Annotated in this window: 17 protein-coding genes and 1 other annotated feature; of the genes, 1 reads left to right on the top strand and 16 read right to left on the bottom strand. The window is 31.7% G+C overall.

Translation table 11 applies throughout. From position 1 onward, the window contains the following. Window positions 1–9: 9 nt before the first annotated feature. The 5 genes from EP747_RS00685 to EP747_RS00665 all read right to left on the bottom strand — a co-directional run bounded on the left by EP747_RS00685 (window position 10) and on the right by EP747_RS00665 (window position 3,377). On the bottom strand, window positions 10–552 hold the full coding sequence (locus tag EP747_RS00685; protein ID WP_129688073.1) for a Spo0B C-terminal domain-containing protein: 543 nt from the start codon (window positions 550–552) through the stop codon (window positions 10–12). 254 nt (window positions 553–806) lie between these two features. Continuing rightward, the gene (rpmA, locus tag EP747_RS00680; RefSeq protein ID WP_025672162.1) at window positions 807–1,097 is read right to left on the bottom strand and encodes a 50S ribosomal protein L27; all 291 of its coding nucleotides are present in this window, start codon (window positions 1,095–1,097) and stop codon (window positions 807–809) included. 16 nt (window positions 1,098–1,113) lie between these two features. Continuing rightward, complete coding sequence (locus EP747_RS00675; protein WP_056472574.1) at window positions 1,114–1,449, bottom strand: ribosomal-processing cysteine protease Prp; 336 nt, start codon at window positions 1,447–1,449, stop codon at window positions 1,114–1,116. Window positions 1,450–1,458: 9 nt separating this feature from the next. After that, the gene (gene rplU / locus EP747_RS00670; protein ID WP_025672164.1) at window positions 1,459–1,767 is read right to left on the bottom strand and encodes a 50S ribosomal protein L21; all 309 of its coding nucleotides are present in this window, start codon (window positions 1,765–1,767) and stop codon (window positions 1,459–1,461) included. A 13-nt stretch (window positions 1,768–1,780) separates the two neighbouring features. Further along, window positions 1,781–1,858 (bottom strand) — a sequence feature (ribosomal protein L21 leader region). A 61-nt stretch (window positions 1,859–1,919) separates the two neighbouring features. Beyond that, the gene (locus EP747_RS00665) at window positions 1,920–3,377 is read right to left on the bottom strand and encodes an Rne/Rng family ribonuclease (protein WP_165346754.1); all 1,458 of its coding nucleotides are present in this window, start codon (window positions 3,375–3,377) and stop codon (window positions 1,920–1,922) included. Between the two features lie 222 nt (window positions 3,378–3,599). Between EP747_RS00665 and EP747_RS00660 the strand changes: the two genes are divergently transcribed. Next, window positions 3,600–4,166, top strand: coding sequence for a glycosyltransferase family A protein (locus EP747_RS00660; RefSeq protein WP_129688071.1), 567 nt, complete (start codon window positions 3,600–3,602; stop codon window positions 4,164–4,166). Between the two features lie 123 nt (window positions 4,167–4,289). On the opposite strand, the gene EP747_RS00655 is transcribed toward EP747_RS00660, so the two are convergent. The 11 genes from EP747_RS00655 to EP747_RS00605 form a co-directional block, all read right to left on the bottom strand. Next, complete coding sequence (locus tag EP747_RS00655; protein WP_129688070.1) at window positions 4,290–5,150, bottom strand: site-2 protease family protein; 861 nt, start codon at window positions 5,148–5,150, stop codon at window positions 4,290–4,292. Next, entirely contained in the window at window positions 5,143–5,913 is a 771-nt protein-coding gene (locus EP747_RS00650) for a M23 family metallopeptidase (RefSeq protein WP_235832717.1), read from the bottom strand. Before EP747_RS00650 ends, EP747_RS00655 begins: the two co-directional genes overlap by 8 nt. Window positions 5,914–6,080: 167 nt before the next feature. Continuing rightward, window positions 6,081–6,875, bottom strand: coding sequence for a septum site-determining protein MinD (minD, locus tag EP747_RS00645; protein ID WP_056472557.1), 795 nt, complete (start codon window positions 6,873–6,875; stop codon window positions 6,081–6,083). 2 nt (window positions 6,876–6,877) lie between these two features. After that, window positions 6,878–7,564 (bottom strand): septum site-determining protein MinC, encoded by a 687-nt coding sequence (gene minC / locus EP747_RS00640; protein WP_088014420.1) that lies wholly within the window; start codon window positions 7,562–7,564, stop codon window positions 6,878–6,880. A gap of 47 nt (window positions 7,565–7,611) precedes the next feature. Further along, complete coding sequence (gene mreD, locus EP747_RS00635; protein WP_129688069.1) at window positions 7,612–8,130, bottom strand: rod shape-determining protein MreD; 519 nt, start codon at window positions 8,128–8,130, stop codon at window positions 7,612–7,614. Window positions 8,131–8,137: 7 nt separating this feature from the next. Beyond that, window positions 8,138–8,992: a rod shape-determining protein MreC gene (mreC, locus tag EP747_RS00630; RefSeq protein ID WP_129688068.1), complete on the bottom strand. Its 855-nt coding sequence runs from the start codon at window positions 8,990–8,992 to the stop codon at window positions 8,138–8,140. Between the two features lie 170 nt (window positions 8,993–9,162). Next, window positions 9,163–10,203 (bottom strand): rod shape-determining protein, encoded by a 1,041-nt coding sequence (locus tag EP747_RS00625; RefSeq protein ID WP_129688067.1) that lies wholly within the window; start codon window positions 10,201–10,203, stop codon window positions 9,163–9,165. Between the two features lie 135 nt (window positions 10,204–10,338). Then, complete coding sequence (gene radC / locus EP747_RS00620; protein WP_419179226.1) at window positions 10,339–11,025, bottom strand: RadC family protein; 687 nt, start codon at window positions 11,023–11,025, stop codon at window positions 10,339–10,341. 21 nt (window positions 11,026–11,046) lie between these two features. Next, window positions 11,047–11,607 carry a Maf family protein gene (locus EP747_RS00615; RefSeq protein WP_129688065.1) on the bottom strand — a complete coding sequence of 187 codons (561 nt, stop codon included), beginning with the start codon at window positions 11,605–11,607 and terminating at the stop codon, window positions 11,047–11,049. 425 nt (window positions 11,608–12,032) lie between these two features. Continuing rightward, entirely contained in the window at window positions 12,033–13,004 is a 972-nt protein-coding gene (locus EP747_RS00610) for a hypothetical protein (protein WP_129688064.1), read from the bottom strand. 167 nt (window positions 13,005–13,171) lie between these two features. Beyond that, window positions 13,172–14,887, bottom strand: coding sequence for a sensor domain-containing diguanylate cyclase (locus EP747_RS00605; RefSeq protein WP_129688063.1), 1,716 nt, complete (start codon window positions 14,885–14,887; stop codon window positions 13,172–13,174). Between the last annotated feature and the right edge of the window lie 7 nt (window positions 14,888–14,894).

Below are 14,894 nucleotides of genomic sequence, written 5' to 3'. Positions count from 1 at the left end.
ACCACTCTTTTATTTTTCCATTTTAAATTCGATACTGCACTCTTCTGTCTCACAAAAATATGACATCATTCTAATTTTTGAGCTGTCATTTGATGATGAAACAATCCACTTCAACATATCTTCTTTCTTTGTTAGTTTACCTCTGAAGTCAAAAAAGAAACTAACTGTTTTATCATTTATTTCAATTGTTAAACTAACAAAATTTTCCTCATAAATATGTACCCAAGATTCTAGTTTTTCTAAAAAATTTTGAATCCATCCTGTCATCACTTCGTCTAAATTTTTAAGCGAACATGGTTCCCCTAAAATTTCATAATCTAGTACAATTGTACGAGGCTTCCAGTTATAGGTAATGATAAATTCTGCAAACTCTGGAATTTGTAACGAACAAATTTTAGCTTCATTTAAAGAATCAGCAACAATTTTCGTAATCGTTTCTTCTAGTTGGTCAGATTGACCTGTGGCCATGTATCCTTTTATTAATTGAATTCGATTTAACCAATCATGACGTGAATGTCTTAATACCTCTAGAACGTCCCATTTCTCCTGCATTGTATTCTCCTATAGGTTTACATTTTTGGCATTTATGAAGGTAATAAAAAAGTTAGACTCGGCATTTTGATTGATCATTTTGAAAGTCTCAAACTAGTGTGTAGCTTGTAAAAACGCCGAGTCTCGGAGCATATTGTTTGAGAGGTTGCTATTACAACACCTTTTTCTATGTTGAAAAGCAATTATTAAAAATAAAAATGTCTTAAGTACAGAAAAACTCTAACCTAAAAGGTTAGAGTCTCTAAGTTAGTTTCTTAAGCTTCTTGAGCTACAGGGTATACACTTACTTGTTTGCGGTCACGGCCTAAACGTTCGAATTTAACTACGCCATCAACCTTCGCAAATAATGTGTCATCTCCACCACGACCAACGTTTACACCTGGATAAATCTTAGTGCCGCGTTGACGGTAAAGAATTGAACCACCAGTTACGAATTGTCCATCAGCACGTTTAGCGCCAAGACGTTTTGACATTGAGTCACGACCGTTTTTTGTAGAACCTACTCCCTTTTTAGAAGCAAATAACTGAAGATTTAATTTTAACATGGTTACACCTCCTGTTTTACTCGTTTATAGTGACATAGTCACCGTAACTTGCAGCGATAGTTTGTAAAGATACGATCATCGCTTCAAGGATAAGTTGCGCTTTTTGCATATTATCTTCATTTAAATCAATCGGTAATTGATACTTCAAGAAACCTTTCTTTTCATCAATCACTGTATTTAATTCAGAATCTATACGACAAATTGCTTCCAAAGCATTTACAGTTCCTACTGAAACTGCTGATATACCGGCACAAACAATGTCAGTCCCAGCATCAGAAAAAAATGCATGTCCACTTATTTTAAAGGAACCTATACGTCCATCTTTTAAACGTTCAATTGTTATTTTAGTCATTACTTAAAATTAAGCGTTGATTTTTTCGATAACAACTTTAGTGTAAGGTTGACGATGACCTTGCTTACGACGGTAGTTCTTTTTAGATTTGTATTTGAATACAAGAATCTTTTTAGCTTTACCGTTCTTTTCAACTTTTGCAGTTACAGTAGCTCCTTCAACAGTTGGGCTACCAACTTTGATGTTTTCGCCACCTACGAATAAAACTTTGTCGAATGTTACAGTTTCACCTGCGTTAGTATCAAGTTTTTCGATGTAGATTGCTTGACCTTCTTCAACTTTGATTTGTTTACCACCAGTTTCAATAATTGCGTACATAATTGCACCTCCTCAATAGTCTAAGACTCGCCACCAATAGGCATGCTAAAAATAGCAATTTAATACCTATTATGCGCGGTTGTAGCACGGGTGCGCTACAAACAATAACATTATGATGTTACCACGACGCATGTCGAATGTCAACAACTACTTCAGTTAATGACAGTTTCTAAATAGCTTGTTATTTCCTTGATCGTACCAGTTCTAACTATATTATAAAATGGTGTTTTTGAAGATATAATTTTTAAACAGATTTTTATAAACATTGCTTTTTCTAGTCTTTGAACATGATTATTTTGATCTCCATTTAACGCTTTTGCAACATCTTCACTACATTCAACAAGTAAAGCCTCAATATCACGACTTGTTGAGAGTTCCCAAAGCGCTCTTTCTAGCTCAAAAACTGTCTGAACTGTGTTTTTTACAAGCCCACTACCATTGCACTCAGGGCACTTTTGATGTGTTGCTTCGATATGTGAATGAGCTGTTCTTTTGCGTGTAAGTTCAAATAAACCAAGGTCTGTAAATCCAAATAGCTTTGTATATGCTCGGTCATTTTTAAACGCTTCCTTTAATAGATCACCTATACTTTTTTGCTGTTCAATGGACTTCATATTTATAAAATCAATAATAATCATTCCACCAATATCACGAAGTCTTAATTGGCGAACAATCTCAATTGCAGCTAATTGATTTGTATGATATACAGTTTCTTCACGATTATTTTTCCCGCTAAATTTACCTGTATTTACATCGATTACTGTCATAGCTTCAGTTTGCTCGATTAATAGAAATGAACCATTTTTTAACCATACAATTTGTTTAAAGGATTTTTCTATTTGTTCTTCAATTTTAAAAGCCACAAAAATATTTTCATTTCCTCTATAACTAATTATTTGAAGATCTTCCGGCAAATAATTTTTATAAGCAGCTAAATCATCAATGATTAACTCACTGATTGTATCTTTAGGATGTAATTTAAAAAACTTAGTAAACAAGGAATTCGCTTCCCATACACAAGTGATTTTTTTAAAACTTTGATTTTTTAATGACTCATAAAATGTTTGAAAGCCTTTTAACTCATTTAAAATCTCATCCGTTTCGGCATTTTCACATGAGGATCTAAAAATTAGCCCCTCACTATCACTAGTGTAATCTCGACCTAATGAATATAATTTATTTCGTTTCGATTCTTTTTTTATTTTATTTGATACAGCAACTTGTTTTGTAAGAGGGAAATATACTACGTAATCACCAGAGAACTCAAGATTATTTGTTAGTTTAGGACCTTTCTCATCAAACGCATCCTTTATTACTTGAACCAAAATATATTGTCCTTTTTGGAACTTTTTTCTTATTAATTCGTCTTTATTGATTTCAAATTCTTTACCCTCGATTGTATCTTCCAATCTCATGAAGCCATTTTTATTTAAACCAATATTTACAAAAATGGCATTCAATTTCGGCATTACTTCTTGGATTTGTCCTACATATATATTTCCCACATATGTATTTTTGTCTGCAGAAGAAAACCATTCTACTAGCTGGTCATTTTCAGTTACAGCAATTCTTTTCTCTGAATGTTTTACATTCATAATAACTTTCTTCAAATTCATCTTCCTAACTATGTATAGTATCTATCATTTTATTCATTTAAATAGAAAAAAGCTAGTTAATATCTAGTTAGTTAGTCTACTCACATGAATATTAGAATTTGAATATTATATTAAGATTTCTCTTACATTCTTCCTTAAAGAAACGTTATTTTCCCCTTTTCTTTTCCTGTATTACCCTTTCTTTTACTTAATCCTGATTTAGATAGGAGCGATTATATGGATATAATTCTATCAATTCTTATTCCAACCGTCCCCGAAAGAATGGGGTATTTAAATCGTATTATTAATGAATTAGATAAACAGAGTAAAACATATCCTGTTGAAATATTAGTACTTTTGGAAAATAAAAAAAGAAGCATTGGTGAAAAAAGAAATGTTCTAATTGAGCAAGCAAAAGGAGATTATGTAGTATTTATAGATGACGATGATCGGATAGAACCAAATTATATCGAATTATTGTGCTCAGCAATAAATGAAACGCCAAATGTTGACTGTATTGTATTTGACGTTTTAGTAAATTTTAATAACCAATATTCTAAAGTTTGTAAATACGGGAAAGAGTTTGCACATGGGGAAGATGAAAATTATTATTATCGAAAACCAAACCATTTAATGTGCTATTCAAAAAAGATTGCCTCGACACATAAATTTCTTAACATCAGTTTTGGAGAAGACGATGAATGGGGCAGACGAGTTTCAAACGATATAAAAATTCAAAAGAGGATTCCTTCTATATTGTATTACTATGACTATATTCCAAAAGACTCTTCGTGGTATGTATAGGAATAATTGAATAAAACAAATTTAAAAAATGGCCTCACATTGAGACCATTTTTTTGTGCAAACTATATCATTTTCCAGGGATTTAACCCCATAAACGATAAAATTTTGAAAGCAAGTATTTAACTAACTAATTAGTTCTTCAAGCGAATAGGTTGCTTTCTTCTCAGTAAAGTATGCATGTAATAATTCATTTTCATCTAACATTTGTTGATTTTTTTTATCAAGAGAAAAGACTACGTTGTATTTATATCCTTTTTGAAAGTTAGAAAAAACTTGAAATAATTTTGTTTCTTTATTCAAGGAGATCGATTTGATTTTTTGGATATATTGTTTGTTTCCATAAAACCGTTCCATTAAAAATCGTATAACAACAAAATGCCTATTTTTCCATTCTCCCCATAAAGAAACGATTAAAAATAATAGACAAACCCAAATTGTAATATTCATAGGCTGTATTATGATCGTAAGTAATGAGGATAATAATAAAAATACAAATGATGAGTACAAGCTATATATATGAGCTCTAACGAACGGAAAGATCAATGAAAATAACTGATATATTAATTTCCCACCGTCTAATGGCCATATTGGTAATAAATTAAAACAAAGAATACTAAGATTGTAATTGATAAATAGTGTATAAAGGTTTTCAGGCATTATATTCATTTGAAATAGGAAGTTAGCGATTATATATAAAGTTAAATGTTGAATGGGGCCAGAGATTGTAACAATAAACTCCTCATAAGTTGGTCGATTTCCATGTTCATCAAGATCTACAACTCCCCCAAACGGAAGTAGCGTAATTTTATTAATTCTCCAATTAAATGAAGTAGCAGCAATGGCGTGACCTAATTCGTGGAAAAAAATAATAATTGATACAAACAATACTGACCAAAAATTAGCTGTCATAATACCAATACATGCAATTAATAAATATAGTGGATGAACAGAAATTTTGGAAGGAAGAATTAGCCATTTATTCAAATGAAATCACCTTTTTCGGATCAATAAATTTTTCCCCCATTTTAATTGCAAAATAATACGTACCTAGATTCCCTTCATCATTGGATGATACCGTTCCGATAACCTTTTTACTATCCACTTCGTCATAAACTTTTACGTTAGTTGTTCCTAATTTTCCGTACCAAGATTCTGAACCATCGGCGTGTTGAATAATGACCGTATTTCCTAAATTATCTTTCTTTCCTACAAAAAGTACTCGACCTTTTTTGATTGACTCTACTTTTTGGTTAGCTTCAGTTTGAATCAATATTCCTTGGCCGTCCGTTTTAAAACTTTGCAGTACTTTACCACTTGCAGGAACAGCATAATTATCATTTCCAACATTCTCTTTTTGATCATTTAATTGCGGTAAAAAAGCAATTGGACTTCCAAACCGATCTTCATACCATTTTTGTAATGAAGCAAATTGAAATTCACTTTCATAAACTTGTGATAGACCATGCCGAACTTGAGATGCCATAGGTGAGTTACTTTTTAAGATGATAGCTAAAGCTAGTACAATAATCGCGCATAATAAACTTCTAAACATAAAGTTAGAGTTATTCATTATTTTCTTACCTTGCTCTTCTACCAAATCATCATAAGTATAAGTGTATCCGCCCTCAGTGTTTTGCACTTCTTTTACCGGAAATTTGCTCATCAATTGATTCGGATTTCCCCATTTTTCTTCTTGTTCACGCCGTTTAGCGATCCGCTTTCTTATATCATCTACGCGCTTACTCAAAGTGTCACCTCTCCTCGCAAACTAGTTAATTAATTTATATGATTGGGTAGGACAACTTATGTGTAGATAATTTGAAAAGTGGACAAAGGTATTAGGGTTTTGGAAGTGATTAAAGAGGACATTTGAAAGATCGAAAAAAAGAAAAACACTTCGTTTTTTACGAAGTGTTATCGGATACCAAATAATTTTTTCACTTTAAAGAAAATACTCTTTTCAGTTTCTAATGATTGTAATGGTACAGATTCCCCTAGCACTCTTCTTGCAATATTTCTATATGCAATAGAAGCTTTTGAATTTGGATTCATTGCTACAGGTTCTCCACTATTAGTTGCCTTAATAACGTTTTCATCATCTTGGACAATACCAATTAAATCTACAGCTAACATTGAAGTAATTTCATCAACATCTAAGCTATCTCTATTTTCCATCATATGACTTCTAATACGATTGATTACTAGTTTAGGAGGTTCAATATCCTCTTGATCTAATAATCCAATAATACGATCTGCATCACGAATTGAAGAAACTTCAGGAGTTGTGACAACGATCGCTTTATCTGCACCTGCTACTGCATTTTTATATCCTTGCTCAATACCAGCAGGGCAGTCTATTAATATATAATCATAGTCTTTTTTTAATTCATCAACAAGCTCTCTCATTTGTTCAGGAGAAACAGCAGTTTTATCGCTTGTTTGTGCAGCAGGTAATAAATATAAGCATTCAAAACGCTTATCCTTTATTAGTGCCTGATGCGTTTTACAGCGACCTTCAACAACGTCCACTAAATCATAGACGATGCGATTTTCTAATCCCATGACAACGTCTAAGTTACGTAGGCCGATATCCGTGTCAATTAAGCACACTTTTTTTCCAAACATCGCTAATGCTGTTCCTAAATTTGCTGATGTAGTTGTTTTACCAACTCCACCTTTACCAGATGTAATTACTATAGCCTCTCCCACAGTTACATCATGCCCCTTTCTAACCTTGTCAAACTAGGTCTAAGATGAGTCAGAAATTGTATGCGATCGACAATGATTTGGCTGTCTTCGTTTATATACGCACATTCCATCTCATTGCCTTCATCACCATAATGATCCGGTGCTCTGTTCATTATGCTGCAAATTCTCAACTGCATTGGTCTCATTATTGATGCCGCAATGACTGCCTCCTTATTACCATTAAAACCGGCATGAGCAGTACCTCTTAGTGCACCCATAATAAAGATATTTCCACCCGCAATAACAGTTCCACCTGGGTTAACATCACCGATTAACAGTAAATCACCTTTCACTTGGAGAATCTGACCGGATCTTACCATTCTACAAATAGGTACAATTTCCTCCCTTTTCATCCATTCAATAGCTTCTTGCTTCGAAATCACATTACTTTCGATTGTTTCAACCACAAGATTATTCTTTTTACGAACAATTGAACGAATAATTTCATCTTGTTCGGGAGATAAAAAACGATTTCCTATTTTTAAACGAACTGCAAGTAAGGGACGATCATTGCTCTCAAACAAGTGGGTAGACAGTCTTTCTTCAATTTCATCTACTAAAATTTGAAAAGAACATGTATCATCGAGGTGCAGTGTTAGACCATCTTTCGTTCCTTTTATTGTAACATATTGTTGCCTCTGTTCCATGATAAGTGTTCACCCCGATTGTATAATTCGACATGCACCCGAAAAATCCTTTATTTTTCCTCATTATTTTCACTAATCGTTCTTAATAATGATGAGAAAGGATATGCAAAAATTAATATAAATAGTGCATTCAGTAATAATGTCGGAAATAATCGATGATTCAAAAAGTATGTATTATTCATATTAGTAAATCCGAATAACGCATTTAATCCGTATACTAAATATTCTAAGGCTGCTGTCCATATTAAAACAAGAATACTTCGAACGAATAAATTCGCGTAAAGTATTTTAATTGCTTGACTTATTAAAAAGATAAATAACGGAAAAGCAGCTAAATATATACCTATAATCTCTGTATAAACAATATCATAAATGAACCCAAAAATAACACCATAAATAAGCGCCTTCTTCGGATTGTAATATAAAGTAATAAATAATAAACCAAAAAATAGAAAATGAGGAACAATTATCGCATCGTGACCAAGAATGTTTGGCGAAACAGTTGATACATAAATATTTTCTAAGATAAACAGAAATGTTAAAAGGAGAGGTAAACCATACTTACTCATTTACTAATTACTCTCCTTTCTGTGGCTGATCAATTGAACGCTTAACAGCTAGTACATGATTTATGTCATTAAAATCTGCTTGCGGTTTAATATAAGCTGTTTGTGTTAGTCCATGTTCATCAGGAACAACTTCCTCAACTTTTCCTATCACTAGATTAGCTGGAAAAACACCACCAAGACCTGAAGTCACGACTGTTTGTCCTTTTTTTACTTTTGCATTTGATGGAATTCGTTTGAATAATAAAGCTTGTTTCTCAACATCATAACCTTCTATCAAACCAAAAACCGTATCCTTTTGCTGAATTTTAGCAGAAATTCGATTTGTTCGATCTGAAGAACTTAATAATTGTACAGTTGATGAAAATTTAGAAACATTTTTAACTTTACCAATTAATCCTTTAGAAGTGATAACTGCCATTTCTTTTTCAATTCCACTTATCGATCCTTTATCAATGGTAATGATTTGTTGCCATTTATCCGGATCTCTTATTGTAACTGTAGCTTGAAATGTATCATAATCACTTAAACTTTTTTTGATTCCAATCATGTCTTTTAATTCTTTGTTTTCTTTTTCTAATGCTTTCTCACGTACAGATAATTCAACATATTTATCTAGCTTACTTTTCAAAACTTGATTTTCATCATATGTATCTTTTAAGTCCGCCATATTATTAAATAAACCCGCAATAAGTTGTGCGGGCTTATTAAATACTTTTTCAGTCAAACTTACTGTATCTTTAATAAACTGCTCAGGAATTGAAAGGTTTCTATTACTTCTTAAAGAATAACCTAGAAGTGCCACTAGTAAGATAATAGCAGCTAAGACAATCATTAAACGTTTATTTTGAAAAAATTGTGGCATTCTTACACCCTCTTATAACAATTCAACTTTTTGTTCTAACGATTTCATGAATGTAATCCTCACTAATTGTAGTGAGGATTACAAATTTGAACTAATCTTCTTATTAAAGAACTTATTTAGTAGTTCATCTTTTTAGAAAACTAGCCTAATTTTTATATTACCAATCAACTTTATCGATATGAAGAGCTTGAAGAAGAATAATTCTTTTTGAAAATATCGATATTATCTAATGCTTTACCTGTACCCATTGCAACACAGTCAAGAGGGTCTTCCGCAACTATTACAGGCATATTTGTTTCTTGAGCAATTACTTTGTCAATATTACGAAGAAGTGCTCCACCACCAGTAAGAACGATTCCACGATCAATAATGTCTGCTGCTAATTCAGGTGGCGTTTTCTCTAAGGTATTTTTTACAGATTCAACAATTGCCGCAACTGTATCACTTAATGCTGCTGCAATTTCTTCTCCATGGATTGTAATTGTTTTAGGTAAACCTGAAATTAAATCACGACCACGAATATCCATTTGTTCATCTGATTCCGTTTTAATAGCTGAACCAATTTCGAGCTTTAACTGTTCGGCAGTACGTTCACCAATTGATAAGTTATAGTTCTTTTTAATATATTGAATAATCGCATCGTCCATATCATCACCAGCAGTACGAATCGATTGGCTAGTAACGATTCCACCTAATGAGATAATTGCAACTTCAGTTGTTCCTCCACCAATATCAACAACCATACTACCAGTTGGTTCCATAACCGGTAAATTAGCACCAATTGCTGCGGCAAAAGGTTCTTCAATTAGGAATGCATCACGTGCACCCGCTTGTCTTGTTGCATCAATAACAGCTCTTTTTTCAACAGCAGTAATGCCTGATGGCACACATACCATTACATAAGGTTTACGTGAGAAAAATCCGTTGCTCTTTTGAGCTTGATCAATGTAGTGTTTCATCATTGTTGCTGTTGTTTCAAAGTCAGCAATAACCCCATCCTTCATTGGTCTAGTTGCAACAACATTCCCTGGAGTACGACCAATCATAAGTTTTGCTGAATTCCCTACAGCAACAATTTGTTTCGTATCTGTTTTTAAAGCAACAACAGAAGGTTCTCTAACTACTATTCCTTTTCCTTTTACAAAGACTAAAGTATTCGCAGTACCTAAGTCTATTCCTAAATCACGAGTAAATCCACCTAATCCAAACATATGTATCTTCCTTTCTAAAACGTACAACTTAAATTCATATTTAAAGTATCTATACTATATTCTCTTATCGTTAGTAAATAACAGGTTTTTATCCATAACTTACATTATAAAACAATTAGCTACTAATGAACACCCTTAAACGTAACCTTTTTCTTTTAAACTGACATACTTATGTTCACCAATAATGATATGGTCTAGTAATTCAATTCCAATTATTTTTCCACATTCAACTAATCGTTTTGTTACTTCGATATCTTCTCGACTTGGAGTTGGATCCCCACTCGGATGATTGTGTAAACAAATAATCGAGCTTGCAGATCTACGAAAAGCTTCTTTAAAAACTTCACGAGGATGGACAATCGAAGCATTTAAACTACCTTTAAAAATAGTTTCGCGGGCAATAACTTGATTTTTCGTATTTAAGTATAAACATACAAAATGCTCTTGTTCAAGAAATCGCATTTCATCCATCATAAATTTAGCACAATCATCTGGACTTTTAATAATAAATCTTTCGTCATATTGAAGTCGGTTAATCCTTTTTCCTAATTCAAAGGCAGCAATTAGCTGTACAGCTTTTGCTTCACCGATCCCTTTAATATTTGATATTTCTTCAACAGACGCATTCATTAATAATCTTAGTCCATCAAATTTCAATAAAAGTTCGTTTGAAACTTTTAAAACCGATTCATTTTTTGTCCCAGTCCTTAATAATATCGCAAGTAAATCCTGGTTAGACAAACTACCGGGACCAAATTTTAACAATCGCTCTCTAGGTCTTTCATCTTTCGGAAAATCTTTAATGAGAAGCGAATTTGACAAAATACCACCTCAAATCAAAAGTTAAAAATTTAGTTCACTTAGTTTTTTCTTAACTTTATTGATCGGAAGTCCAACAACAGAATAATAGTCACCGTCTATTTTCTCTACAAATGTACCACCATATCCTTGTATGCCGTAAGAACCGGCTTTATCCATCGGTTCATTAGTATTGATATAATCAATTATTTCTTGATCACTTAGTTCACTAAAGGTAATCTTTGTACATTGATAAAAGCTACTACTTTTACCTTCATTAATAATTGAAACTCCAGTAAAAACCTCGTGTGTTTTTCCAGATAGCATTTTTAACATTGCAAATGCATCTTCTTTTGAGGTAGGCTTACCTAGTTTTTTATCATTATAAGTAACGATCGTATCAGCACCGATTACTACTGCATTTGGAAATTTATTTGATACATCTATTGCTTTTTCTTCCGCCAATTTCATTACAATCTCAGAAGACTGCAAGTTCTGCTCCATTACTTCTTCAACATCACTAGTTTCAATGATAAAAGGGATATTTAACATGCTAAGAAGTTCTTTTCTTCGAGGAGATGCAGAGGCTAATATAAGTTTTTTCATTTCATTCACCTATTATTTTTTTTTAAAAGGAAGGATACATGACTATCCTACCCAGATAATCACTATAACACAAATTAGTAAAAAACACTTTTCGTTGCATATTCGTTATTAAAATGTAATAAAAATGAAAGTTTTGTTAAGTATTAAAATACCCTAATAATAAAATTTCATTTTTATATATTTTATGTCCAAATCAAGTCTTTTCAAAATAAAATTAGGTTAAAATTTGAATAGATGTAAATTACAATAAGAAATTTCTAATGATAAATATTAATTTCTTTCATTCAATTTGTAATATAAAATACACAAACAAAAATTAATTTGCCAGTGTATTCAGGTTGTAAAAAGTCAATTAAGTTAGTACTGTTATTTATATCGGTTTTAACACATTTAAAATTCAACAAACTGAAATACACTAACAAAATTTAATTTGTCAGTGTATTTTTTTGTTCTTTTAATATTTTAAATAAGGATAACAAATCATATTGGACTGATTGGGTTACCTTATTTAGATTTTGCTTACTACTTGAGGACATAACTTTTTCGATGTTTTGTAAATGCTTAAGCCCACTTAGTAATTGCTTATTTTTAATATAATCTTTTTGGTTACTCAAAATTAACATCGTTGAGCTTATTTGTTCAAGTTGTTTCTCATTATTAAAATTTTGATCTGTTAAATACGATAACATAAAATTAAATGTTTCCACTTCAGCTTTATACATATCTACTGATTGTTTTGGGCCTTTGTAAACTTGCCCACCAACTGTTTCTTCTTTTAAATAAGTACTTTTAAATTTTTTCTTAACTTCATCTGCTAAAAACGTGCTATCTTTCCCACTCAAAGCAATAACGACAAAAAAATTATTATTTTTTTCATAAATGACAGGGGTAAAGCCATTTGTAGATACTTCTTTTTCATTTTTCTTCGCTGATTCCATACTTTTATACATTCCAACTTGTGCCAAATCAAACTTCACTGCTGGAATCTTCATTTGTACTTGAGTCGTTGCTGTACCAGAAACCGATACACTATTTTTAGTTGGGTTAAGTGCATCTGGCTTTGATTGTTTAAATATCCCTAAAAATACAAACCCAAAACATAGTCCTATTAAACTTGCACCTATGATCGAAATAATAATACTTTTCGAAGGTGACTTTTTTGTGAAAAAAGAAATCTTATTTTTCTTTTTCTCCTTCACCTTTTGCTCTGGCTTAATCTTTTTCTTCTTTTTAACATCATCTAAAACGATTACTTTTTTTCCTAACCCATCAGGAGTTGGTAAAACCCAACCAAATTCCCCGTCCTTCTCTACCTGTTCTTTCGATGTCACAGCACCTTCTTCAAACGCTTTTTCCTCGCCATTAATTTTTATTGATATCTTTGAGGACTTGTCCATATGAATCCTCCTACTACTTTATTTTAAAACGTAAAAAAATACTAACATATAATTTCAGAAAAACACGCCGACATTTGTCGAGGACAAACAGGTATCGTGCAACAAAAAATTACAAAAACTTGCCTATATCTTATCTATATAAATAACCACCGTAGGATTCACGGTGGTTATTTGCTATACATTGCCACTTTATTTCTTCCAGCATTTTTTGCTTTTGAATACATAGCTCTGTCTGCACATCGAATTAAGTCTGACGGTTCTCTCGCCACAAATGGTGCAACTGCTGCACCTATACTTGCTGTTACTGTTAATTTAATCTGTTGATCTTCGTTAGTCATATGATTTGTAATGTAAAATGGAATAGTTTCAAGTGATTTTCTAATTTCTTCTGCTAAATCATATGTTTCTTTTTCACTATGATTTACAAGTAGTACTGAAAATTCTTCTCCTCCAAAACGAGCAACTAAACCACATTGATTCACTACCATTTTAATCCGTCTAGCAACTTTAAATAATACTTCATTACCTGCTTGATGACCGTATTGATCATTCACTCTTTTAAAATGATCTAAATCAATTAGAAGTAATGAAATTGACTTTACCTTGAATGTCTTCAAACGTTCAAATTCATCTTTAATATTAGATTCGAGATATTCAAAATTAAATAAGCCGGTTAAAGAATCAGTTTCACTTCTGATTTTTGTTTGTAAGTAAAACCTTGCATTTTCAATCGCAATTGCCAGATATAAAGCAAGGATTTCGATCAGAACTACTTGGTATTTTTTATAAGCATTTTTTTGTTCTGATGCTATTGTGAGTACACCAACTACTTCTTGATTTTTTATAATTGGGATTGATACTAAACTTTCTGCCTCTAAAAATTTTAAATGATCATTTGTGCACCATTGTGATCGTCTGTTAAAGCTATATCTTCTTTTTTCCAAAAATACTTTTTCAGATATTGAGCCTTCAACCGTATCAAAGTAAGGACAACTAAATATTTTTTCATCACATTTATTTTGAAAATATCTTTTTAATTTAAGCGATTTATCTTCAACTATAAATAAATTTCCATATGAAACTGGAATTAAAGTAGTTAATTGCTCAAAAAACTCATCGATTACTTTCTCTTCTTCCATTCTTTGAGACAGTTTTTGACTTATTTTCATCGTTTTCTTTAAATATTTGTTCATATTTAAAGCAGAGGATAAAGAGTTTAAAATAATCATTAAAATAATATAGTAAATTGTTATGTAAATTATTGTAATATATCCTTTTGTCTCTAACATTAAATAAAGACTTATTCCGATTGGATACATTAAAAGATAGATAAACAAATCCCATTTAAATTCCCTATTAATCAAATTCATTTCTCTTTTATACAAGAAAATTGTAATAAAATAAATAACGATTTGATTAATCCAAAAAGATGCAAGTGTGTAAATTAGGATTGGAATTAAGCTGCTCAATATTTCTTTAGTCCCAGTAGGCTCAATCTTTCCCCCAACTAAATAATAAAGTAGCGCACTACCAATAGAACATAGTGCAAACATCATCGAATTAAGTGGCATTCGGTACAGAGTTTTTTTGGTAATACTCAATCTTATATACAGAATCGAATAGGCTAATTGACTTATTAAAAGTTCTGCAACTAAACCATACGATAAAAATACTAATATTGAGATTCCGAAAATAAAAGAAAATGTAGCATCATTAATTTTAATCGGCATATTCGCTACAATTAGAAATAACGCAATTATAATCAAAAAATTTGAACGATCTATATGTCTAAGAGGGGTAACCATATTAGCATAATAAAATATGATAGGCATTAGAACAATCCATGCGATCCAAATCAACCTATTACTATGCTTACTAATCAAGATTATG

This window comes from Gottfriedia acidiceleris (genome assembly GCF_004138285.1).
In the GTDB taxonomy this organism is placed as follows: Bacteria; Bacillota; Bacilli; order Bacillales; family Bacillaceae_G; genus Gottfriedia; species Gottfriedia acidiceleris_A.
The sequence above is the reverse complement of the archived record's forward strand: the minus strand, read 5'-3'. Positions and strand labels throughout refer to the sequence as shown.